The organism is Frondihabitans sucicola, from assembly GCF_030296615.1.
In the GTDB taxonomy this organism is placed as follows: Bacteria; Actinomycetota; Actinomycetes; order Actinomycetales; family Microbacteriaceae; genus Frondihabitans; species Frondihabitans sucicola.
Map to the genome: position 1 here is coordinate 57,115 of NZ_AP027732.1, position 21,643 is coordinate 78,757.

The following is a 21,643-nucleotide window of genomic DNA, read 5'->3' on the forward strand; positions in this document are numbered from 1 at the left end:
GTGACGCGCGCCGAGGTGATCGACGGGTCCGGCGAGTGGCTGGGCCACGAGCGCGGGTCGGTTCGCTATCGCCTCCTCCTGGCGTCCCTGTTCTGCGTCGGCGTCGCCACGTTCGCGCAGCTCTACTCGCCCCAGGCCGTCCTGGCGTCGATCGGGCGTGGCTTCGGAGTGACCGCGTCGAGCTCCGCCCTCGTGATCTCGGCCTCCACCGTCGGGCTCGCGATCGGAGTCCTGCCCTGGGCGGCCGCGTCCGACCGGTGGGGGCGCCTGCGCGTCATGTCGATCGCCGTGCTCGGCGCGACGATCCTGGGTCTGCTCGTCCCCTGGTCGCCGTCGTTTCCGCTGCTGCTCACGGGCCGGTTCTTCGAGGGGCTGATGATCGGTGGCGCACCGGCCGTCGCGCTGGCCTACCTGGGCGAGGAGGTCCACGCGAAAGACACCGCGCGGGCCGCGGGGACCTACGTCGCGGGCACGACGGTGGGCGGACTCGCCGGCAGGATCATCGCGGGGTCCGTCGCGAACGTCGCCGGCTGGCGCCTCGGAGTCTTCGTCGTCGCCCTGGTCTGCGGCGCAGCGGCGATCGCCTTCGTCCGGCTCGCTCCTCGGCCGCGCCGCTTCGTCCGGGCCGACCGCGGCGACCGGGCCGCTCGGGTCTCGGCCCGCCTCGGGCAGAACCTCCGTTCGCCCCGACAGCTCGTGCTCTACGCGCAGGGTTTCCTTCTGATGGGCGGCTTCGTGGCCCTCTACAACTTCTTCGGCTTCCGTCTCACGGCAGCGCCTCTCTCGGTGCCTCCCGCCGTCGCCGAGTTCGCGTTCGTGGCCTACCTCGCCGGCACCGTCACGTCGTCCCGGGCCGGCGCCCTCGCCTCCCGATTCGGTGAGCGCCGCGTGCTCCTCGCATCGGGGCTGGTCATGCTCGGTGGAGTCGCCCTGACGGTGACGACCGAGCTCGTGCCGGTCGTCATCGGGCTGATCCTCGCGACCGGCGGCTTCTTCGGGGCGCACGCCGTCGCATCCGGCTGGGCCGCCCGCGACGCCGGAGGAGCGCGAGCCCAGGCGTCCGGTCTCTACAACCTCTGCTATTACGCCGGGTCGAGCGCCTTCGGCTGGCTCGGCGGCCTGGCTTTCGATGCCGGAGGCTGGACCGGTACGGCGGTGACCGTCATCGGCCTCGTCGTCGTGGCTCTGGCGGCGGCGGCCGTCGGACTGCCTCGGCGGGTCGTTCCGGCGGTCGGGTGATCCGCGCGGTGCGCCGGACGGTGGAACGCACCGTGCTCGGGCGTCGTGTCTCGGCACAAACATCGGATGTATGGTGTCAGGACGAGAAAGCGAGGCGCGTGTGGCCGTCACGGATGAAGCGATCAGCAAGATCCAGGCGATGATCGTTGCAGGCGACCTCAAACCGGGCCAGCGCCTCCTCCCGAGAAAGAGCTCAGCGAGAGCCTCGGCCTGTCTCGGAGTTCGCTGCGAGAAGCGGTGAAGGCCCTCGAACTCATCCGAGTGCTCGACGTCCGGCGGGGCGACGGCACCTACGTGACCACGCTCGATCCCGGACTCCTTCTCGAGGCGGTCTCGTTCATCGTCGACATGCACCAGGACAACTCGCTCGTCGAGCTCTTCGAGGTGCGCAGAATCCTGGAGCCCGCAGCAGCGGCCATCGCGGCGCTGAACCTCGACGAAGCGGCGATCGCGTCGCTCCGCACCATGGTAGACGAGGTCGACGAGGCCACGACAGTCGAGGATCTGGTCGCCCACGACCTCGAGTTCCACGCCAGGATCATCACCGCGAGCGGCAACTCCTACCTGTCCAGCATGCTGGAGGCCCTCAGCAGCCGGACCGTCCGAGCGCGCATCTGGCGCGGACTCACCGAGGAGCGCTCCGTGGCCAGGACGCTCGACGAACACCACGCCATCGTGGATGCGCTCGCCCGGCACGACACCGAGCTGGTGCGCGCCCTGGTGACGGTGCACGTCAGCGGCGTCGAGAACTGGTTGCGGCGTTCGCTCGAGTGACCACGTCGTCGAGCCCGTAGACGCGCGACGCCGTGCGACGGAGGACGGCGTCCTGCTCGTCCGCCGACAGCTCGGCCAGGGCGTCGCGCACCGTGCCGACCGTGGCCCCGTAGGAGGCGTGCGCGAGCGACACCGGCCAGTCGCCTCCGAAGAGCAGGCGGTCGACCCCGAAGGTGGCGAGCGCCGCGTCGATCTCGGCCCGGAGGGCGGACGCCGCGTGCTCTTCCGGGGGACGAGTCCGCCCAGTCCGGAGAGCTTGGCGACGACGTTGGGCCGCCCCGCCAGGTCGGCGAGGTCGCGGCGCCAGCGGTCGCGGGCCTCGGGCTCCGCGTCGGCGAGGGCCGGCTTCCCGAGATGGTCCACGACCACCACGAGCTCGGGGACGTCGTCGACGAGTCGGGTGAGGGCCGGCCACAGGCGGGGCCACGCGTCCGGCACGTCGAGCGGCAGGCCGGCTCCGGCGAGTTCGCCGAGCGTCCGGCGGACGGTCGCCAGGTCGAGGACATCCGGTCGAGGATCGTCGTGGACGAGTTGCCGGATCCCGACGACCGCTGCGCCCTCGTCCTGCCAGGCGCCGATCCGCGCGGTCGCCGCGGAGGTGTCCTCGAGCGGAATCCACGCGACGACCCCGGCCGCCCAGGCGTTCCGCGCGGCCACGTCGAGCAGGGCAGCCGTGTCGCGATCGGTGTCGGCCGCCTGCACCAGGATCGCGCGATCCACCCGCGCCGCGGCGAGTACCCGCGCGGCGTCGTCCGCGCCGAAGCTGGCATGGGCCGCGCCGAGCGCGGGCGTGTTCCAGGCGTAGTCGCCCGTCGAGAGATCCCAGAGGTGCAGGTGCGAATCGACGATCACGGGATCAGGCCGCGATCACGGAGATCCGCCCAGAGCCCCTCGGGGATGTCCGTGACGAAGCGCTCGACGTTCTGAGCCACCTCGTCCGCGGTCCGCGCACCGATGACGATGCTGGTGACCGCTTCGTGGCGCAGAGGGAACTGCAGGGCGGCCGCCGGCAGCTCGACGCCGTGGTTCGAGCAGACCTCCGCGAGGTGTCGCAGCCGATCGAACACGGCTTCCGGCATCGCCGCGTACTCGTAGGTGAGGTCGGAGCGGGGCACGCGCCGGGAGAGCGCACCCGAGTTGTACACCCCGACGTCGACGACCTCGACTCCCGCGGCCGAGCATTCGGGCAGGAGCAGCGGCAGCGCGGGCTGCTCCAGCAGTGTGTACCGCCCGGCGACCATCACGACGTCGATCAGGCCGGTCGCGACCGAGGCCCGAAGCGCCTCGACGGACTTCGACCCGACGCCGACGGCCGTGACCAGACCCTCTTCCCGGAGTCGCGTCAGGGCCGGCAGGGCCGTCGCGAGCGACTCCTCGAGGCCGTGCTCCTCCGGGTCGTGGAGGTAGAGGATGTCGATGCGGTCGACACCGAGGCGTTCCAAGCTGTCCTCGAGGGAGACACGGATGCCGCGCTCGGAGGCGTCCCAGATCCGCGCGGTGTCGGCTGCGACCGCGAAGCCCATGTCGTCGGAGCGGCCCGCCGTCTCGGGGCTCGGACGCAGGATCCGCCCGACCTTCGTCGAAAGGACGTACTCGTCGCGCGGACGGCCGACGAGCGCCGCGCCCAGCCGCCGCTCGGCGAGACCCAGCCCGTAGTGCGGCGCCACGTCGAAGTGGCGCACCCCGAAGCCCACGCGGCATCGACCGCGCCGCGGGCCGTGTCGTCATCGAGTGGAACGAAGAGGTTCCCGAGGGCCGCGGCCCCGAAGCCGAGGCTCGGCAGCCCCAGGCGCGATCGTCCCGGCCCCAGAACGGCGCGCGTCAGGGGCGTCACGGCCCGGTCGCCGGCAGGGACCACACCAGCGGGATGCCGCTGTCGTCGCCGGAGTAGTCGTCCTCGACGTCCAGGAGCTCGGACATCGTCCCCTGCCAGCGGACGTTGACGGGGTCGTCGGCGAGTGCCAGGCGCATGGCGCGATAGTCGTCGACCTCGACGAGGTGGAAGAGGTCCAGGCCGCTCCGCCAGATACTCCAGGACACGACGCCGGCGGCTCGCAGTTTCGGGTCGAGGTCGTCGGGGATGCGCGCGTGGATCCGGTCGTAGTCCGCCTCCTTCCCCGACTTCAGGCGCGTGTGGAGCGCGATCCGTTCGGTCACGCCTCGTCCTTGAGGAAGAGCTCGACGACGGGGATGGCGACGTCCGGGCGCACCACCGGCAGCTGCAGCGTCAGGGTCCCAGCGGGTTGTCCGCCCATCCCGGTGGTGAGCGCCGGAGTGTCGGGATCGATCTCGCGGAAACTCAACTCCGAGGCGTCGCCCAGGAGTTGCGCGTACTCGACCTTGCCGGCGAGGCCGGGGAGGTGGATGTGCTCGAAGGGCCAGGAGAACAGGTGGAGGTAGAGGCGATTGCCGCGCTGCGTGTAGCGCGCGTCCACCGGAGTCTCGAAGGCCGAGGCCCCCGCGCCGTAGATCGAGCGCGAGTGCAGGTGCATCCACTCGGCGAACGCCTCGAGGGCCTCGGTCGCCACGGAGTCGAGCTCTCCGCGCGCCGTCGGCCCGACGTTGAGCAGCATGTTGCCGTTCTTCGAGACGCCGTCGACCAGCATCCGGATCATCAGCTCCGGCGCCTTGTGGTTGTGGTTGTCGCGGAAGTATCCCCAGCTGCCGTTGATCGTCTGGCAGGCTTCCCACGGGACCTCGACGCCGTCGACCTTCATCGGCTCCGACGGCTGGTACTGCTCCGGTGTGACGATGTCGCCGGGGATCCCGAGCCGATCGTTGACGACGATGCCGGGCTGCAGTTCGCGGGTGAGAGCGAGCAGCTCTTCTGCTCCCCAGTCTTTCGCGCCCTTTCCTCCCCAGACGGGGTTGTGCGGCTCGTACTCGTAGGAGAAGTCGTAGAAGAGGTAGTCGATCCGGCCGTAGTCGGTGAGCAGCTCGCGGATCTGGCCGTGGAGGTACTCGCGGTACGTGGCCATGTCGCGCCCCGCGTTGAGGCGCTCGATCTCCTCCGGCGAGTCGTCCCGGCGCGGGTGCCGACCGTCGATCGTGAAGTCCGGGTGATGCCAGTCGAGCAGGGAGTGGTAAAAGCCGACCCTCAGGCCCTCGGCCCGCACGGCGTCGACGAACTCGCGCACGAGGTCGCGGCCGGCGGGCGTGTTGGGCGCCTTGTAGTCGGTCAGCGCCGTGTCCCACAGACAGAAGCCCTCGTGGTGCTTCGTCGTCAGCACCACGTACTTCATGCCGGCGGCCTTGGCCGCTCGAGCCCACGCGCGCGGGTCGTAGAGGTCGGGATCGAAGTACTTCGCGTACTTCTCGTACTCCTCCTGCTGGATCTTCTCGTAGTTCATCACCCACTCGTGGCGGGCCGGCAGGGCGTAGAGGCCCCAGTGGATGAACATGCCGAACCGGTCGTGCGTGAACCAGGGCGCGATCTCGCCGGCGACCGCTTCGGCGTCCGTGTCGGTGGGGGTCGGAGTGGTGGTCATGCTGTGTTCCTTTCGAGGAGGTCGAAGACGTCGAACTGTCGAGGGCGGGTGTTCAGCGGCCGCCGAGACCGCTGGTGACGATCCCCTTGACCAGGTGACGCTGAAGCAGGATGAGCAGGATCACGGTCGGCACCATCGAGATGACGCTGGCCGCCATGACGAGGTTCCACTGGCTGCCCTGCTGACCGAAGAACTGCTGGAGCCCCAGAGGGATCGTTCCGTGGGCGTTCACGTCGTTGACGACGATGAGCGGCCAGAGGAACGAGTTCCAGTAGGTGATGAAGGAGAACACGGCCAGGACGGCGAGGGTCGGTCTGGCCAGCGGCAGCATCACCAGGAAGAAGGTCCGGACGGTGCCCGCGCCGTCGACGCGCGCGGCGTCGTCCAGCTCCTGCGGCACCGTCAGGAAGAACTGGCGGAGGAGGAAGGCCCCGAGAGCGGTGAAGGCCCAGGGGATGATCAGCGCCTGGAAGGTGTCGACCCAGCCGAAGCCCTGCATCATCACGTACATCGGGATGACCAGGACGTCCTGCGGGATCATCAGGGTCGCCAGGAACAGCACGAACACCGTGTTGCGTCCGCGCCAGCGGAGTCGGGAGAACGCGTAGCCGCTGAGGACGGCGACGGCCATGTTGATGGCCGTTCCCGCGATGGCGACGAACAGCCCGTTGACCAGGAATCGCGCGAATGGAAGGTAGGTGAACGCGTCGACGTAGTTCTGCCAGACGATCGCCGAACCCCAGAGCGTCGGCGGTGTGGTGAAGGTCTCCGCCGCGGGCTTGAGCGACGTGGCCACCATGTAGATGAGCGGCGAGATGAAGGCGAGAGCGATCAGGCACAGGATCACGTAGCCGATCGTGCTCTTGACCCGCTGCCCCGTGGTCCGCTGGACGACCCGCTTCTTCACCGGGCGGGTGGGCGCCGCCGCCGTTCTCGGACGGACGCCGATGCCGCTACTCATAGTGCACCCACTTCTTCTGGCCGATGAACTGCACGGCGGTGATCCCGAGGATGATGATGAACAGCACCCAGGCGCCGGCCGAAGCGAGTCCGAGTTGCTGGTACTGGAAGCCCTGGTTGTAGATGAACTGTACGAGAGTCAGGGTCGAGCTGCCCGGGCCGCCCTTGGTCAGGATGAACGGCTGGACGAAGACCTGGAACGACGTGATCAGGGTCATCATCGTGGCGAAGAACACCGACGGGGAGATGAGCGGGAACTTGATCCGCCAGAACGTCGTCCAGGCCCCGGCGCCGTCGAGCTCGGACGCCTCGACGAGGTTCTCGGGGACGGAGTCGAGAGCGGCCGAGAAGATGAGCATGTTGTACCCGAAGCCCTGCCACACGCTCATCAGCACGACGGCGATCATGGCCCAGTTGGCGTCTGCCAGGAAGTTCGGCGCGTGGAAGCCGAACACCGTCTGGACGCTCGCGTCGATGGCGCCGCCCGGCTGGTAGAGCATGCGCCAGACGACCACGTTCGCGACGATCGGGGTGACCGTCGGGATGAAGAACAGGACCCGGAAGATGTGGCGGTGCCGGATCTTCGGCGTCAGCCAGGCCGCCAGGCCGAGCGAGACGATGAGGTTGAGCGGCACGTAGAGGATCGTGAACAGGAACGTGTTCAGGATCACGGTGCGGAAGATCGGATCGGCGAGGAGCTGGGCGTAGTTGCCGAATCCCACGAAGGTGTGCGCGCCGAGCAGCGGCCAGTTGTTGAAGCTGATCACGAGGGACGCGACGATGGGCACGACCGTGAACAGGGCCAGTCCGATCGTGTGGGGGCCGGCGAAGGCGAAGCCCCACCAGGATCTCCGCCCCTGGCCGTCGCCGTCGCGATCCTGCTTCCTCTCGGAGATGGCCGTCGCGGCCGCGGGAGCCGCGGGCGTCGGCGGGGCCACTGATGTCGTCGTCATTGCGTGGTGCCTCCTCGATCGGGTCGTCGGGGGCGGGTCGCGTGCGCGGCCCGCCCCCGCGGGACTACTTGGGCAGCTGGCTCGAGATCTGCGTCATGACCTGCGAGCCGCTCTGCTGACCGTTGACGGCCTGGATGCCGTACTGAGCGAAGAGCTGACCCAGTTGATCGCTGTTCTTGTTGCCCGGCAGCGGCACAGCTCCCTTGAGAGCCGTCGCGAAGACGTCCTGCGCACCATCGATCTTGGCGTTGTCGAACCAGTCCTTCTGGACGGCCGTGCGACCGGGGAACGCGCGCCCCTTGGCTGCCAGCTCGCCGAGGGTCTTCTCACTGGTCATCGAGACGATGGCCTTGTACGCCTGGTCGGGGTACTTGCACTGCTTCGAGATGCCGAACCCGGAGCCCGCCGAGAAGGTCGTCTGGGTCGAGTCGCCGACCGGGAGGGTCGTCACGCCGAGGTCGAACTTCGCCTTCGCCTTCTGCGTGATCAGGGACCACGGGCCGTCGGTGTAGGTGGCGGCCTGGCCGCTGACGAACTCGTTGTCGTCGTTGGAGCCGTCGGCGCTGGCGGGCAGCGCGTAGCCCTTCTTGACGAGGCTGGCCAGCCAGTCGAGACCCTTCTCGAACTTCGGGTCGGTGGCGTTCAGCGTGCCGTCCTCGGAGATGACGCGGCCGTCGTTGTAGGCCAGGATCGACGACTCGAGGCCGAGGTCTTCGGCCGTCGAGGCGAAAAGCGTCTTGCCCTTGGCCTTGAGCGCGGCACCGGCCGCCTCGAACTGCGAGACGGTCCAGCCCGGCTTCGGCTCGGCGACGCCCGCCGCCTCGAACATGTCCTTGTTGTAGAACATGAGGTAGGGGCCGGTGTCGTAGGGCAGCGCGTAGAGCTTGCCGTCGACCTTCATCCCGTTGAGCGCGGTGGTGTCGTACGCGCTGAGGTCGGTGTCGTTCTTCTTGGCGAGTGAATCGATCGCGACGAGCTGGTCGGTGTAGTTCGCGGCGCGGAGGCTCTGGAGCGAGACGATGCAGGGCGCGCTTCCGGTGCTCAGCTGCGTGCGGAGCTTCGTCCAGTAGTCGTTGAACGGGGCGCCCTGAATGGTGACCTTCAGGCCGGACTGGTCGGCGTCGGCCGCGTCGGCGACCTTCTGCCAGGCGGCCTGGTCGGCGTTGCCAGCGATCCACATGCCCCAGGTGAGCGCCTTGGCGCTCTGCGAGCCGGACGAGCCGCTGGAGCCCGAGCAAGCGGTGAGGGCGATGGTCATCGACATGGCCACCGCCGCCCCGGCGAGGATTTTTCTCTTCATGGTGATTCCACTTCGTTGTGTCGGATGAGGAGGTGATCGGTGTTGACGGGTGAAGCTGGCCGGGGTCAGCCGGCAGCCGCGACGACGGAGTCGTCGTCGGCTCGCCAGGCGGAGCCCTGCGGGTACTCGAAGTTCACGAAGGTGTCGTCCCAGACGTCGACGCCGGCCCCCGGGGCGAGCGGCGCCACGTAGTTGCCGCCCCGGATCTCGACCGGCGTGACGAAGTGCTCGTGCAGGTGATCGACGTACTCGATGCGCCGGTAGGCGAGCGTGCCGGAGACGGCGACGAAATCGAACATCGACAGGTGCTGGACCGCCTCGCAGAGGCCGACGCCGCCGGCGTGCGGGCACACCGGGACGCCGAACTTGGCGGCGAGGAGCAGGATCGCGATGTTCTCGTTCACACCCGCCACGCGGGTGGCATCGATCTGCAGGTACGACAGCGACCGGGCCTGGAGCAGCTGTTTGAAGACGACCCGGTTCGCGATGTGCTCCCCGGTGGCGACCGGTACCGGCGCGATCCTACGAGCGATCTCGGCGTGGCCGAGGATGTCGTCCGGGCTCGTGGGCTCTTCGACCCAGGCGAGGTCGAACTCGGCGAGCTCTCCGATCCAGGCGACCGCCTCGTCGACGTCCCAGCGCTGGTTCGCATCGATCGCGATCCTGATGTCCGGACCGACGGTCTCGCGGGCCAGGCGAAGGCGCCGGATGTCGTCCTCGACGGAGCCGCCGACCTTGAGCTTGATCTGCGTGAACCCCTCCTCGAGGGCCTCGCGAGAGAGTCGGACGAGCTTCTCGTCCGAGTAGCCGAGCCAGCCGGGCGTGGTCGTGTAGGCGGGGTATCCCTCGGCCAGCAGCCGCGCTTCGCGGTCGGCTCGCCCCGGCTCCGCGCTCTTCAGGATCTCGAGGGCCTCCTCGCGCGTCAGCGCATCCGAGAGATAGCGGAAGTCCACGAGATCGACGATCTCCTCCGGCGACAGCCGAGCGAGCACCTGCCAGAGAGGAAGGCCCGCGCGCTTCGCCTTGAGATCCCACAGAGCATTGACGACCGCCCCGATCGCCATGTGCATGACGCCCTTCTCCGGGCCGAGCCAGCGGAGCTGCGAGTCGTGCACGAGTTCGCGCCAGAAGCCGCCGAGGTCGTTCAGGGTCGCCTCGACGTCTCGACCCACGAGGAACGGGGCCAGGACCGCATAGGCCGCGACCTCGACGTCGTTGCCGCGGCCGATCGTGAAGACGAAGCCGGAGCCCACGTGTCCGTCTGCCGCGTCCGTGTGGAGGTGGACGTAGGCGGCGGAGTAGTCGGGGTCGGCGTTCATCGCGTCGGACCCGTCGAGATCGCGGGAGGTCGGAAAACGCAGGTCGTGCGTTTCGAGATATGAGATTCGGCTCACCTGGACTCCTTTGACGAGGTGGGGGCAACTCTAAACATCTGATGTCTAGATCGTCAAGTAGAGATTTCGGCGCCTTTTTGAGCTACTTTGGGGAAGGCAAAGGCGCAGAGTTCGGATGCTTCGCGTCGATTCAGGAATGGAGACGTGATGCGATTTCTCAGGACGGGCCCCGTGGGCGACGAACGGCCGGCGGTCACGACCGCCGACGGGACATTCGACCTCGCCCCTCTGTTGGACGAGCTCGGAGTGCCCGACATCGGCCCGCGATTCTTCGAGGTCGGCGGGATCCTGCGCACCTCCGACGCGCTCTCCGCGGGCGTCCTGCCCGCCGCGACGATCGACGGCGACCGAGTCGGCTCGCCCCTCGCCCGGCCCGGCAAGATCGTCTGCATCGGGCTGAACTACCGCGACCACGCAGCCGAGACGCACGCCGAGATCCCGAGCGAGCCCATCGTCTTCATGAAGGACCCGTCGACCGTGGTCGGCCCGAACGACGACATCCTGATACCTCCGACGAGCGAGAAGACCGACTGGGAGGTGGAGCTGGGGGTCGTCATCGGCGAGCGAGCCCGCTACCTGCCCGACACGGCGAGCGCAGGATCCGTGATCGCCGGCTACGTCCTCTCGCACGACGTCTCCGAACGCGAGTACCAGCTCGAACGGGGTGGCCAGTGGGACAAGGGCAAGTCGTGCGAGACGTTCAACCCGCTCGGCCCGGAGTTCGTCACGGCGGACGAGATCGACCCGTCGAACCTCCGACTCACCCTGTCGGTCAACGGCGTCAGCCGTCAGAACGGCACGACGCGAGACCTCATCTTCGACGTGAACCACGTCGTCTGGTACCTCAGTCAGTTCATGGTGCTCGAGCCGGGAGACGTCATCAACACCGGCACCCCGGCCGGAGTCGCCCTGGGTCTTCCCGAGCACCCCTACCTGCGACCCGGCGACGTCGTCGAGCTGTCGATCGAGGGCCTCGGCCGGCAGCGGAGCACGCTCGTGCGGGCTTCCACCGACCCGTCAGCAGGCCCGTCCACCGGCCCGTCCGCCGGGGCGTCCGCCGGGGCGGAGGTCGCAGCATGAGCGGCGCCCTGGACGGCCTGCGAGCCGTGGTGACCGGCGGTGCGTCCGGGATCGGCGCAGCCATCGTCGACGCTCTGCTCGAGGGAGGCGCTCGAGTCGCCGTGCTGGATCGCGACCTGACCGGCGCTGACGGTCGAGCTCTCGGGATCCTGGCCGACATCTCGAACGACGAGTCCGTCCGCGTCGCGATCGACGAGGCGGCGACGGAGTTCGGCGGGATCGACACGCTCGTCAACAACGCCGGGATCGGTGCCCAGGGCACCATCGCCGACAACCCCGACGACGAGTGGCACCGGGTCTACGACGTCAACGTCGTCGGCCTCGTCCGCGTCACCCGGGCCGCGCTCCCCCATCTCCGCTCGGCCGGGCGCGCCTCGATCGTCAACACCTGCTCGATCGCCGCCACGGTCGGCCTTCCTCAGCGGGCGCTCTACAGCGCGACGAAGGGCGCCGTTCTCGCTCTCACCCGGGCGATGGCGGCCGACCACCTCGCCGAGGGAATCCGGGTGAACTGCGTCAACCCCGGAACGGCGGACACCCCGTGGGTCGGGCGTCTGCTCGACGCCGCCGCCGACCCTGCGGCCGAGCGCGCCGCCCTCGAAGCGCGCCAACCCCACGGGCGACTCGTCTCGGCCGCCGAGGTCGCCGGCGCCGTCGCCTACCTCGTCAGCCCGGCCGCGTCGTCGACCACGGGAACCTCGCTCGCGGTCGACGGCGGCATGGACGGGTTGCGCCTGCGCGACTGACCCGGGCGGCGCGCACTGCGCGCCGCCCGGCAGACCCTCGTCAGTCGGCGTTGCCGATCGTCTCGGCCTCGGGGAACACGTCGGCGTCTTCGACGCGGTCGAGTTCATCGCGCTCGGGTTGGGCGACCTCGCCGCGGTCGGCCGCGGTCAGCGCCTTGTGTGCGGTGCTCAGCACGATCGCCGCGGCGAGCAGCGTGGCCGTCCCGAGCAGGAACGGCACGTGCGCGTTGAACGCCGTGACCAGCAGACCCGCGACGAACGGCGCCATGCCGCCGCCGATGAAGCGGACGAAGCCGTACGTCGCGGAGGCGACCGGGCGCTCGACCGGGGCGATGCTCATGACCGCCGTCGTCACGAGCGTGTTGTTCACGCCGATGAAGGCGCCCGCGATGATCACGGCGACGATGACGGCGACGTGGTTGTAGGGGAAGACGCCGATCACGGCCAGGTCGATGGCCATCAGGACGAAGTTGACGTAGAGGGTGCGCGGCGTGCCGAAGCGACGCTGCAGCCACGGGGCACCCCACACCGCGAACACGGCGACGAGGACGCCCCAGCCGCAGAAGACGAGCCCCAGCTTGATCGGGCTGTCGATTCCCATCAGGAACGGCGAGTAGCCGAGGACCGTGAAGAAGCCCCAGTTGTAAAGGAATCCGACGATGCTCGTGGTGCGCAGCGACTTGTGCTTCAGCGCGGTCAGCGGCTCGGAGAGCTTCTGCTTTCGCGCCGGTTTCGGCATCTTCGGCAGGAGGAAGATCGTCGCGAGAAGCGCGATGAACATCAGGACCGAGACGCCGTAGAACGGGCCGCGCCAGCTGATGTTGCCCAGGACCCCGCCGATCAACGGCCCGAGCGCGATGCCGACCCCGAGGGCGCTCTCGTAGAGGACGATGGCCCCCGCGAATCCGCCGGAAGCCGATCCGACGATCACCGAGAGGGACGTCGCGATGAAGAGCGCGTTTCCGAGGCCCCATCCGGCGCGGAACCCGACGATCTCACCGATCGAATTGCTCGACCCGGCGAGAGCCGCGAACACGACGATGACGGAGAGACCTGCGATGAGGGTGCGCTTCGGGCCGATCCGGCTCGAGACCCACCCGGTGCCGAGCATGGCCACTGCCGTGACGACGAGGTAGCTGGTGAACAGCAGCTCGACCTGCGACGGGGTGGCGTGCAGTTGGCCGGCCAGCGACTTCAGGATCGGGTCGACCAGGCCGATGCCCATGAACGAGACGACGCAGGCGAACGCGACCGCCCACACGGCGCGTGGCTGTTTGAACGGACTCGGCGGCTTCGACCCGTCGGTGGTGTGGTGTGAACTCATGTGATCAGTGCTCCTCTTCGACGAACCGCCGGAGCGCGGGGACGGCATCCGCCAGCGCGCTTCGCGATTCAGGATCCAATTGCTCGAGACGCGCGGAGATGAACCGCGTTCGCGTGACGCGATAGTCGGTCAGCCGAGCCAGGCCGTCCTGGGTCAGCGCGACCAGGACGGCCCGCCCGTCGCCGGGGTCGGCGCGACGCTCGGCGAGCCCACCGTCGACCAGTCGGTTGACGAGGGTGGTCATGCCGGGCTGGGTCAGCCCCTCGCGCTCGGCGAGATCGGTGATGCGGAGCGGACCGAGCGCGTCGAGCCGAGACAGCGCGCTGAGCGCGCTCTTCGACAGGTCGGCGGGCTCGCGCGAATCGCGCAGCCAGGTCACGAGCGCCTCGAGCGCGTGGGCGACGTCGACGTTCTGAACGGTCTCTCGCGTCGCACCCATAGTCCGATTATATAAACCAGTTATGCATGTGGTCAAGCGGGTGCGTCAGGACCAGTGGAGTCACCAGGTGCGGGCGTTGGCCGGGGCCAACCCGGCGCCGGATTGCCGGGTCACTTGACTCCGCGGATGAACATCAGGAGTGTCGCCCCGAGGGCAGTCGCAATGATCGCGAAGGGCAGGAGGGCCACGTAGCCGCCGAAGAGCGCGATTGCCGCACCCCCACAGTCACCCCGATCGTCTGCGGAAGAGTGGTCGTGATGTTGATGATGCCGAGGTCTTTGCCCGTGTTCCCACCCTCGGGAAGCACCAGCGTGATCAGTGTGAAGTCCACCGAGATGTATCCGCCCATTCCGAAGCCAGCCAGAGCTGAATAGACCAGCATCGACGCCAGAGTCGGCGCGACCAGAGGCACGATCAGCCCCACGATTATCACGGCCGAGGCCACGTAGATGATCGGCTTGGTCCGCTGGAACTTCTGAACCGCCAGCCCCGCAGCCAACGTGCCGACGATCGACCCGACGAGGTTGGCAAGACCGATGGTGGGGATCGCGGCCACGGCCGCGTCACCAAGGCCGATGAAGTTCTGCAGCAGGTAGAGCATGAACGTCTGGATCGGGAAGTAGCCGGTGAACAGAAGAAAGCGGCCGAAGAACGCCCACGCGAAATTCGGATGGGTCATGGGATTCACCCAGAATGTCGACAGGATCGCCCGCACGTCGAGCGGCAGCCGCGTTTCGCCCACGTTCGATTTGACGTTGACCAGCGAGAACACGATGACGAGAACCGCGAGTAATCCACCGAGCACCAGGTAGGCGATGGTGATGCTCGTCGAGAACGTCGCACCGATGGTCTGTCCGACGACGCTTCCGATCAGCTGAGCAAGTCCGAACGCCGCGGAGAACATTCCACGCTTGACCGCTGGGACACGATCCGGGATATAGGCGCTGACCGGAGTGAGGATGAGCGCCGTCGTGAACTGGATCGCGACCAGGAGGACGATCATGAGCGCGATCGAGTTCGCGAACGAAAGCGCGACGGCCAAGCCGAAGGTGCCGACGGCGCCCACGATCATCCAGGGGCTCGGCCGCCGAGGCGGGAACGAGTGCGGTCGGTCACTGTTCCAGCGATCGGAGCAGCCACCATCGAAGCGATCGCGCCGATCCCGACGATGAGCGCCAGCGAGCCGTTCTGGCCGACACGATCGATTCCCTGGACCTGCAGCGGGAGCAGGATCCCCTGCACTCCACCCCAGAACACACTGAAGCTCAGGATGGCGAGGGGAAGCGTCACGAACAGCATCCTGAGGTTCAGCGACTTGAGCGTCGGACGGGGCGAATCGATCAGGTCCCCGAGGTCGGGATTCGCTTGCTCTCCGGGAAGAACGGTCATGGGCACACTCCTTCGTGCTGGTGGCGGGGGTCGCCCAGGACGCTATCACTAAAAACCTCCACCCGGAACCTCCGCGTGGAACTTCTTTGACAGCGCGCGGGCGTACCGAACCACCGACCCGTCAGCGGCCGCCACGCGAAGCCGACGCCTTCAGGAGACGGGCAGTCGGCCTCAGTCGATCGAACTCGTGCCCAGCAACCGATCCAGGAGGTGCATCGCCCCGCGCATGTCGACAGTGGGATCGATCAGCCACTGGGTTGCCAGACCATCGCAGGCAGCGATGACGAGGGAAGCAGCCACCTCCAGGGGGATGTCCTCACGAATCGTGCCCTCCTTGCGACCCACTTCGAAGATGGCGGCCAGCGCTCCCCGAACTCGCTCGTAGCGCTCGACGAAAAAGGCTCGCGAGTGCTCGTCGTGGGACTCGAGAGCGTGGGCGGACATCGTGTTGTACAGAGCCATGAGTCCGGGAATCCGCATGTTGTAGTCGGCCCCGCGGAGGACGAAATCCACTGCGCCTTGCCCCGACTCTTCAGCGAAATCCATAGCGCGCCGGTCGGCCTCGCGAAGCACTTCGAGAAGGAGTTGATCCCTCGAATCGAAATAGTGCCTCAGAGCCGCATGGGAAACACCGATCGCCTCTCCCAGCGCCCTCAGGGACGTCCCCTCGAAGCCTCGCTCATTGAACACGGCAAGCGCGCGGTCGAGGATCTGCTGACGACGCTGGACACCTTTCGGATACGGGCCCCGCCTGCCGGTGTCTTCGCGTGAGACTCGCGACTCGAGCTCCGAATTGGACATTCTCATCTCCTGCGATTGACCTTGATTGCTTCGCCCGGCGCGGCGATCAAGCCAGTCTAGGTCTGCCGGTTCGTCGAAAACCTCCACATGGAGCTTTATGCTAAAGTCGGCTGGCTCGTCTTGATGGGACAGGACGAGGCCCAAGAGTGACGAAGAGGTACTAGATGACCGACAGCACACCCACCATCGACAACTCCGCCTGGTGGCGGCAGGCCGCGATCTACCAGATCTACCCCCGGAGCTTTGCCGACGGGAACGGTGACGGCATCGGCGACTTGACCGGCGTCCTGAACCGCGTGGACTACCTGGGATCTCTCGGAGTCGATGCAGTCTGGTTCAGCCCGTTCTATCCGTCCGCTTTAGCCGACGGAGGCTACGACGTCGACGACTACCGCGACGTCGATCCGGCGATTGGCACTCTCGACGAGTTCGATGCCGTGATCGCCGAGCTCCACGCTCGGAATCTGAAGGTCATCATCGATATCGTGCCGAATCACAGTTCGAATCGGCACGCTCGATTTCGCGAAGCCCTCTCGGCGGAGCCCGGCGCACCGGCTCGCAGGCGATACATCTTCCGAGACGGCAAGGGGCTCTCCGGTGAGCTCCCGCCCAATGATTGGCAGTCCTTCTTCGGCGGCCCCGCGTGGACGCGCGTTCCTGACGGCCAGTGGTACTTCCATCTCTTCACCCCGCAGCAGCCCGATTGGAACTGGGACAACCCGGACGTTCGAGAGGACTTCCTCCAAACCCTGCGATTCTGGGGCGACCGAGGGGTCGATGGCTTCCGGGTGGATGTCGCCATGGCCCTCGCGAAAGACCTTCACGAGCCATATCCCGCCTGGGAGACGGTCAGCGCGAACCTTCCCGAACCGATGGGGTCCGGCGGCCGCAGCAGGTTCGCGGACGGTAATCATCCGCTTGTCGATCGAGACGAACTCGTCGATATCTACTCGTCGTGGCGCCACCTCTTCGATTCTTACGACCCGCCGCTCTTCGCAGTGGGCGAGACCTGGGTCGAGCCGCATCGCCTGATCCGATATTCGAGCCCGGACAGCCTTGGTCAAGCCTTCAACTTCGATTTCCTCTGGAATCCGTGGGATGCCCGCAGCTTCCGCGACGTCGTTCACGACAGCCTGGACCGCGCACATGCTTCAGGGACATCGAGCACCTGGGTCCTCTCCAATCACGACATCATCCGCCACGCGACGCGATTCGCGCCAAGTCCTTTGCCCCAGTCGAGACGAAGCACCAGCGCAGTGCCGCTCCCGCCAGGAGCACGTGAGCACGGCCTTCGGCGAGCGACGGCCGCCACCCTGCTCGCACTGGCCCTCCCGGGAAGCGCCTACCTCTACCAGGGCGAAGAACTCGGCCTGCACGAAGTGACGGACATCCCAGACGATGCGCGACAAGACCCGCAGGGCCGAAGCATCGACGGCATCTTCGCCACGCGCGATGGCAGCCGAGTCCCCCTGCCCTGGACGTCTTCGAAGCCCTTTTTCGGCTTCAGCACGGGCGGCTCGCACCTACCGCAACCCGACTGGTTCGCAGACGTCTCGGTCGAATCCGAGTCGGCAAGCCCTGCATCGACACTGTCGCTCTACCGATCGGCTCTCGCGCTGCGGAGACGCTTGCAGTCGGGTGAAGAGCTCGAATGGATCGACCTCGGCCCGGACGTCGTCGCGTTCCGCCGACCCGGCGGATGGACCTCGGTCACCAACTTCGGCAGCGATCCCGTTCAGCTGCCCGAAGGCGAAATCCGCCTCACGAGCGGACCACTCCAGGGCGGCCTGCTGGCCTCGGAGACGACCGCCTGGCTAGAGAGGTCGGATCGCGCCTGAGCCTGATCGCATCGACCGCGCCGCGACGTCGTGGGGACGGGCGATCGGTCAGCGGCCGCCGGTCACTGCATCGACTTCGTCGACTCCGATCGGCCTGGCATCCTGGAGTCGCCTCGGAGTCCAGGCGCAGCCAGCGCGGTGACGATCGCGAAAACACCGACCGCCGATCAGACCCAGAACACGATGGCGAAGGTGTCGCCGATCAGCGGCTCCTTCCCGCGAAGCTCGACCAGGGTGATCGCCACGAGTGCGACGGCGCCGACGGCCAGAAGACCGATGGACTTGAAATCGCCTCAGCCCCACGTCTCCGGAGCGATCGTGAGACTGATGGTCCCGGCCAGGTCGACGCCATCGGGCTTCCGGATCCGCGGACGCCGGCATGGCGACGAGCCGAGCGACCTCACCCCCGCCCGACGGCCGCCGCAACGGACGACGACACCGGCAGCGACATCGGGTGGCCGCCCGTCATCTCCTGGAGGATGCGGAAGACCTGGCGGCTGTAGCCCGACTCGTTGTCGTACCAGACGTAGAGGACGACGTGCTCGGAGCCGTCCGCGATCGTGGCCAGGCCGTCGACGACGCCCGCGCGACGGGTTCCGAGGAAGTCGGTGGAGACGACCTCCGGAGACTCGATGTAGTCGATCTGACGGCGCAGCTCTGACGCCAGCGACACGTCGCGCAGATACGCGTTGACCTCGTCTCGGGTGGCGGGCCGCTCGAGGGTCAGGTGCAGGATCGCCAGCGACACGTTGGGGGTCGGAACCCTCACCGCGTTCCCCGACAGCCTTCCCGCCAGTTCGGGCAGGGCCTTCTCCGCCGCCCGCGCCGCCCCGGTCGCCGTGATCACCATGTTGAGGCCGGCGGCCCGGCCACGACGGTCGGCCGAGTGGAAGTTGTCGACGAGGTTCTGGTCGTTCGTGAAGGAGTGGACCGTCTCGACGTGCCCGTGCGCGACGCCGAACCGGTCGGCGATCACCTTGAGGACGGGGACGATCGCATTCGTCGTACACGATGCGGCGCTCACGATCCGGTCGTCGCCGAGGGAGTCGTGGTTGATGCCGTGGACGATGTTCTTGATCGCGCCCGCGCCGGGAGCGGTGAGCAGCACCCGAGACGCGCCGCGGCTGACCAGGTGCTGCTCGAGTCCGTCGGAGTCGCGCCAGCGGCCGGTGGTGTCGACGACGATGGCGTCGTGGATCCCGTACTCCTCGTAGTCGATCGCGGAAGGCGAGTCGGAGTAGACGACCTGGATCAGGGTGCCGTTGGCGAGGATGGTGTCGCTCTCGACGTCGACCGAGATCGTGCCCTCGAAAGGCCCGTGGATGGAATCGCGACGGAGGAGGCTGGCGCGCTTCACGAGGTCGTTGGCGCCCCGCCGCTTCACGACGACCGCGCGGAGGGTGAGGGCGCCGCCTCACCGGCGCGCTCGAGCAGGATCCTGGCCAGCATCCGGCCGATTCGGCCGAAACCGTACAGGACGACGTCACGCGACGGGATCCTCGGCGGCCGTCGCCCGACCCGCGCGCCAGGAAGAGCTCATCCGCCAGGAATTCGGCCAGGGTCGCACTCGTGGTGTCCTCGCGGAACCGCAGGGCGAGCTCGGCGATGTCGACCGACGCCGGGGACAGGTCGATGCGGTCGAGTTCGGTCAGGATCGCCAGGCTCTCCGTCGCGGGCAACTCGGCCTCCTCGATCCTGCGAGTGAAACGGTGCGCCTTCAGGATGCCGATGGGCGACTGCCCGAGGAGAGGACGACCGTACAGGGACGCCACGACGTCCTTGTGCCGGTAGAGACGACCGATGAGCGGGATCATCGCCTCGGCCGCTGCCAGTTTGTCCGTCCAGGTGAGTTGAAGGGCTTCGCGAAGAGCGGGGTCGGTCATTCCGCACCACCCGTGTGCCACGTGGATCCGCGGTGGTCGGCGATGACGCAGGCCGGCCCGTCGCCCGTTCCGACGCGTTCTCCGTCCGAGAGCATCGGCACGGCGTTCTTCTCGCCGGGCCCGATCCGCGGCAGGTTCGAGACGATCGACATCAGGCCACCTTCTCGACGAACCGCGCGCTGTGGAGGCTGTAGCGCGTCGACCGCAGGACGTCCGCGAACTCCGGAGGAACCCGGTCGCCGAACTGGGCGAAGAACTCCTCCGTGAGGTCGCACTCGGCCAGCCAGGAATCCGGATCGACGTCGAACAGCTGCTCGAGCCGGTCTCGCGTCACGTCCAGCCCGCTGACGTCGAGGTCGCGGAGCCGGGGAACCTCGCCGATGGGAACCCGGACCGCCGGGATCCTGTTCTCGACCCTGCGCAGGATCCACTCGAGAACGCGGGAGTTGTCTCCGAAACCGGGCCAGAGGTAGCTGCCGTCGTCGCCCTTGCGGAACCAGTTCACCTGGAAGATCTTCGGCGCGCGGCTTCCGAGCCGATCGCCGACGTCGAGCCAGTGCGACCAGTAGTCGGCCATGTTGTACCCGCAGAACGGGAGCATCGCGAAGGGGTCGCGCCGGAGCGACCCGACAGAGCCCTCGGCCGCGGCGGTCTGCTCGGACGAGATCGTGGCGCCCAGGAAGACGCCGTGCTTCCAGTCTCTCGCTTGAACGACGAGGGGCACGTTCGTGGCACGTCGGCCACCGAACAGGATCGCGTCGAGGGGGAAGCTCTCGTGGGCGTCCTCGGCGAGCGTGGGGCACTGGTCGATGGACACCGTGAACCGCGAGTTCGGGTGCGCGGCCGGAGTGCCCGACGAGGGCGTCCAGTCGGCGCCCGTCCAGTCGATCAGATGCGCCGGAGCCTCGGGAGTGAGGCCCTCCCACCAGACGTCACCGTCGTCGGTGAGCGCGACGTTCGTGAAGATCGTGTTCGCCCGAACCGTCTCGACGGCGATCGGGTTGGTCAGCGTGCCCGTCCCGGGAGCCACCCCGAAGAAGCCCGCCTCCGGATTGATGGCGTGGAGGCGCCCGTCGGAGCCCTGCTTGAGCCAGGCGATGTCGTCTCCGATCGTCTCCACCGTCCAGCCCGGGATCGTCGGCTGGAGCATCGCCAGATTCGTCTTGCCGCAGGCCGATGGGAACGCCGCCGCCACGTGGAAGGTGTGGTTCTCGGGCGAGGTGACCTTGATGAGCAGCATGTGCTCGGCGAGCCAGCCCTCGTCGCGCGCCATCACCGACGCGATCCGGAGCGCGAAGCACTTCTTGGCGAGGAGAGCGTTGCCACCGTAGCCGGAGCCGTACGACCAGATCTCTCTCGTCTCCGGGAACTGCACGATGTACTTGGTGTCGTTGGACGGCCAGGCGACGTCCTCCTGAAGGGCACCGTCGTCACCGCGGAGCGGGTGTCCGAGACTGTGGACCGTGGCGACCCACGGCGTCCCCGCGTTGATCTCGCGGAGCACGCGGTCGCCGAGCCGGGTCATCAGCCCCATGCTGAGCACGACGTAGGCGGAATCGGTGATCTCGACGCCGAGCTGCGAGAGCGGACCTCCGACGGGGCCCAACGAGAAGGGGACGACGTACATCGTGCGCCCGCGCATGCTCCCCGCGAAGACGCCGTCGAGCTCGGCCCGCATCTCGACCGGATCCCGCCACTGGTTCGTCGGTCCGGCGTCGTCCTCGTCGACGGAGCAGGTGAACGTCCTGCCCTCGACCCGCGCGACATCGTTCGCACTGGTTCGCGCCAGGTAGCTTCCCGGTCGGAGATCCGGGTTCAACTCGACGAGCTTTCCCTCGGCGACGAGCTGCCGGGTCAGACGCCGGCTCTCCTCGGCCGAACCGTCGCACCACACGATGTCGTCGGGCTGGGTCAGGCGTGCGACGTCGGCGACCCACGCGTCCAGCCGGACGCGCGGTGATCCCGGAACGACGTTGTGCTCCAGGCGAGCCGGGTGGTTCGGGTTCGTGATCATCAGCGATCTCCTTGGGTCGAG

Annotated in this window: 19 protein-coding genes and 3 pseudogenes; 5 read left to right on the top strand and 17 right to left on the bottom strand. The window is 67.9% G+C overall.

Going from position 1 to position 21,643, the window contains the following annotated elements; genetic code table 11:
* Both QUE79_RS00295 and QUE79_RS00300 read left to right on the top strand, forming a co-directional pair.
* Positions 1-1,239 carry an MFS transporter gene (locus QUE79_RS00295; RefSeq protein ID WP_286344902.1) on the top strand — a complete coding sequence of 413 codons (1,239 nt, stop codon included), beginning with the start codon at positions 1-3 and terminating at the stop codon, positions 1,237-1,239.
* Positions 1,240-1,339: 100 nt separating this feature from the next.
* Positions 1,340-2,013: pseudogene (locus tag QUE79_RS00300) on the top strand (FadR/GntR family transcriptional regulator).
* Here the strand turns inward: QUE79_RS00300 and QUE79_RS26275 are convergent.
* From QUE79_RS26275 to QUE79_RS00345, 9 genes and pseudogenes are all read right to left on the bottom strand, one after another.
* Positions 1,973-2,320, bottom strand: coding sequence for an amidohydrolase family protein (locus QUE79_RS26275; RefSeq protein ID WP_491018494.1), 348 nt, complete (start codon positions 2,318-2,320; stop codon positions 1,973-1,975). The pseudogene QUE79_RS00300 and the gene QUE79_RS26275 sit on opposite strands and share 41 nt — an antisense overlap.
* Positions 2,308-2,865: pseudogene (locus tag QUE79_RS26280) on the bottom strand (amidohydrolase family protein); the annotation flags it as partial. The pseudogene QUE79_RS26280 and the gene QUE79_RS26275, both read right to left, overlap by 13 nt.
* Positions 2,862-3,695 carry an aldo/keto reductase gene (locus QUE79_RS00315; protein WP_350271607.1) on the bottom strand — a complete coding sequence of 278 codons (834 nt, stop codon included), beginning with the start codon at positions 3,693-3,695 and terminating at the stop codon, positions 2,862-2,864. The gene QUE79_RS00315 and the pseudogene QUE79_RS26280, both read right to left, overlap by 4 nt.
* A 148-nt stretch (positions 3,696-3,843) precedes the next feature.
* Entirely contained in the window at positions 3,844-4,170 is a 327-nt protein-coding gene (locus QUE79_RS00320) for an L-rhamnose mutarotase (RefSeq protein WP_286344904.1), read from the bottom strand.
* Entirely contained in the window at positions 4,167-5,501 is a 1,335-nt protein-coding gene (locus QUE79_RS00325; RefSeq protein ID WP_286344905.1) for an alpha-L-fucosidase, read from the bottom strand. Before QUE79_RS00325 ends, QUE79_RS00320 begins: the two co-directional genes overlap by 4 nt.
* A 52-nt stretch (positions 5,502-5,553) precedes the next feature.
* Positions 5,554-6,462, bottom strand: coding sequence for a carbohydrate ABC transporter permease (locus QUE79_RS00330; protein ID WP_286344906.1), 909 nt, complete (start codon positions 6,460-6,462; stop codon positions 5,554-5,556).
* The gene (locus QUE79_RS00335; RefSeq protein WP_286344907.1) at positions 6,455-7,414 is read right to left on the bottom strand and encodes a carbohydrate ABC transporter permease; all 960 of its coding nucleotides are present in this window, start codon (positions 7,412-7,414) and stop codon (positions 6,455-6,457) included. The genes QUE79_RS00330 and QUE79_RS00335 overlap by 8 nt, the downstream gene beginning before the upstream one ends.
* A gap of 64 nt (positions 7,415-7,478) precedes the next feature.
* Positions 7,479-8,714: an ABC transporter substrate-binding protein gene (locus QUE79_RS00340; protein WP_286344908.1), complete on the bottom strand. Its 1,236-nt coding sequence runs from the start codon at positions 8,712-8,714 to the stop codon at positions 7,479-7,481.
* A gap of 65 nt (positions 8,715-8,779) precedes the next feature.
* The gene (locus QUE79_RS00345) at positions 8,780-10,108 is read right to left on the bottom strand and encodes an enolase C-terminal domain-like protein (RefSeq protein WP_286344909.1); all 1,329 of its coding nucleotides are present in this window, start codon (positions 10,106-10,108) and stop codon (positions 8,780-8,782) included.
* 147 nt (positions 10,109-10,255) lie between these two features.
* Here QUE79_RS00345 and QUE79_RS00350 point away from each other — a divergent pair, with 147 nt between their 5' ends.
* Both QUE79_RS00350 and QUE79_RS00355 read left to right on the top strand, forming a co-directional pair.
* Positions 10,256-11,188 carry a fumarylacetoacetate hydrolase family protein gene (locus QUE79_RS00350; protein ID WP_286344910.1) on the top strand — a complete coding sequence of 311 codons (933 nt, stop codon included), beginning with the start codon at positions 10,256-10,258 and terminating at the stop codon, positions 11,186-11,188.
* Positions 11,185-11,934 (top strand): SDR family NAD(P)-dependent oxidoreductase, encoded by a 750-nt coding sequence (locus tag QUE79_RS00355; protein ID WP_286344911.1) that lies wholly within the window; start codon positions 11,185-11,187, stop codon positions 11,932-11,934. Before QUE79_RS00350 ends, QUE79_RS00355 begins: the two co-directional genes overlap by 4 nt.
* 40 nt (positions 11,935-11,974) lie before the next feature.
* Here the strand turns inward: QUE79_RS00355 and QUE79_RS00360 are convergent, their stop codons facing one another.
* The 5 genes from QUE79_RS00360 to QUE79_RS00380 all read right to left on the bottom strand — a co-directional run bounded on the left by QUE79_RS00360 (position 11,975) and on the right by QUE79_RS00380 (position 15,974).
* A complete protein-coding gene (locus tag QUE79_RS00360) occupies positions 11,975-13,258 on the bottom strand; it encodes an MFS transporter (RefSeq protein ID WP_286344912.1) in 1,284 nt (427 codons plus the stop codon).
* Between the two features lie 4 nt (positions 13,259-13,262).
* The gene (locus QUE79_RS00365) at positions 13,263-13,697 is read right to left on the bottom strand and encodes a MarR family winged helix-turn-helix transcriptional regulator (RefSeq protein ID WP_286344913.1); all 435 of its coding nucleotides are present in this window, start codon (positions 13,695-13,697) and stop codon (positions 13,263-13,265) included.
* 133 nt (positions 13,698-13,830) lie between these two features.
* Entirely contained in the window at positions 13,831-14,769 is a 939-nt protein-coding gene (locus QUE79_RS00370; RefSeq protein ID WP_286344914.1) for an MFS transporter, read from the bottom strand.
* Positions 14,766-15,086 carry a hypothetical protein gene (locus tag QUE79_RS00375; protein ID WP_286344915.1) on the bottom strand — a complete coding sequence of 107 codons (321 nt, stop codon included), beginning with the start codon at positions 15,084-15,086 and terminating at the stop codon, positions 14,766-14,768. Before QUE79_RS00375 ends, QUE79_RS00370 begins: the two co-directional genes overlap by 4 nt.
* A gap of 171 nt (positions 15,087-15,257) precedes the next feature.
* Positions 15,258-15,974 carry a TetR/AcrR family transcriptional regulator gene (locus QUE79_RS00380; protein ID WP_286344916.1) on the bottom strand — a complete coding sequence of 239 codons (717 nt, stop codon included), beginning with the start codon at positions 15,972-15,974 and terminating at the stop codon, positions 15,258-15,260.
* A 77-nt stretch (positions 15,975-16,051) separates the two neighbouring features.
* Here QUE79_RS00380 and QUE79_RS00385 point away from each other — a divergent pair, with 77 nt between their 5' ends.
* On the top strand, positions 16,052-17,725 hold the full coding sequence (locus tag QUE79_RS00385) for a glycoside hydrolase family 13 protein (protein ID WP_286344917.1): 1,674 nt from the start codon (positions 16,052-16,054) through the stop codon (positions 17,723-17,725).
* A 400-nt stretch (positions 17,726-18,125) separates the two neighbouring features.
* On the opposite strand, the pseudogene QUE79_RS00390 reads toward QUE79_RS00385, so the two are convergent.
* The 3 genes and pseudogenes from QUE79_RS00390 to QUE79_RS00400 form a co-directional block, all read right to left on the bottom strand.
* Positions 18,126-19,608 (bottom strand): annotated as a pseudogene (locus QUE79_RS00390) (glyceraldehyde-3-phosphate dehydrogenase).
* Entirely contained in the window at positions 19,605-19,760 is a 156-nt protein-coding gene (locus tag QUE79_RS00395) for a hypothetical protein (RefSeq protein WP_286344918.1), read from the bottom strand. Before QUE79_RS00395 ends, QUE79_RS00390 begins: the two are co-directional and overlap by 4 nt.
* Positions 19,760-21,622, bottom strand: a complete 1,863-nt coding sequence (locus tag QUE79_RS00400) for a phosphoenolpyruvate carboxykinase (GTP) (RefSeq protein ID WP_286344919.1) — start codon at positions 21,620-21,622, stop codon at positions 19,760-19,762. Before QUE79_RS00400 ends, QUE79_RS00395 begins: the two co-directional genes overlap by 1 nt.
* Positions 21,623-21,643 lie beyond the last annotated feature (21 nt).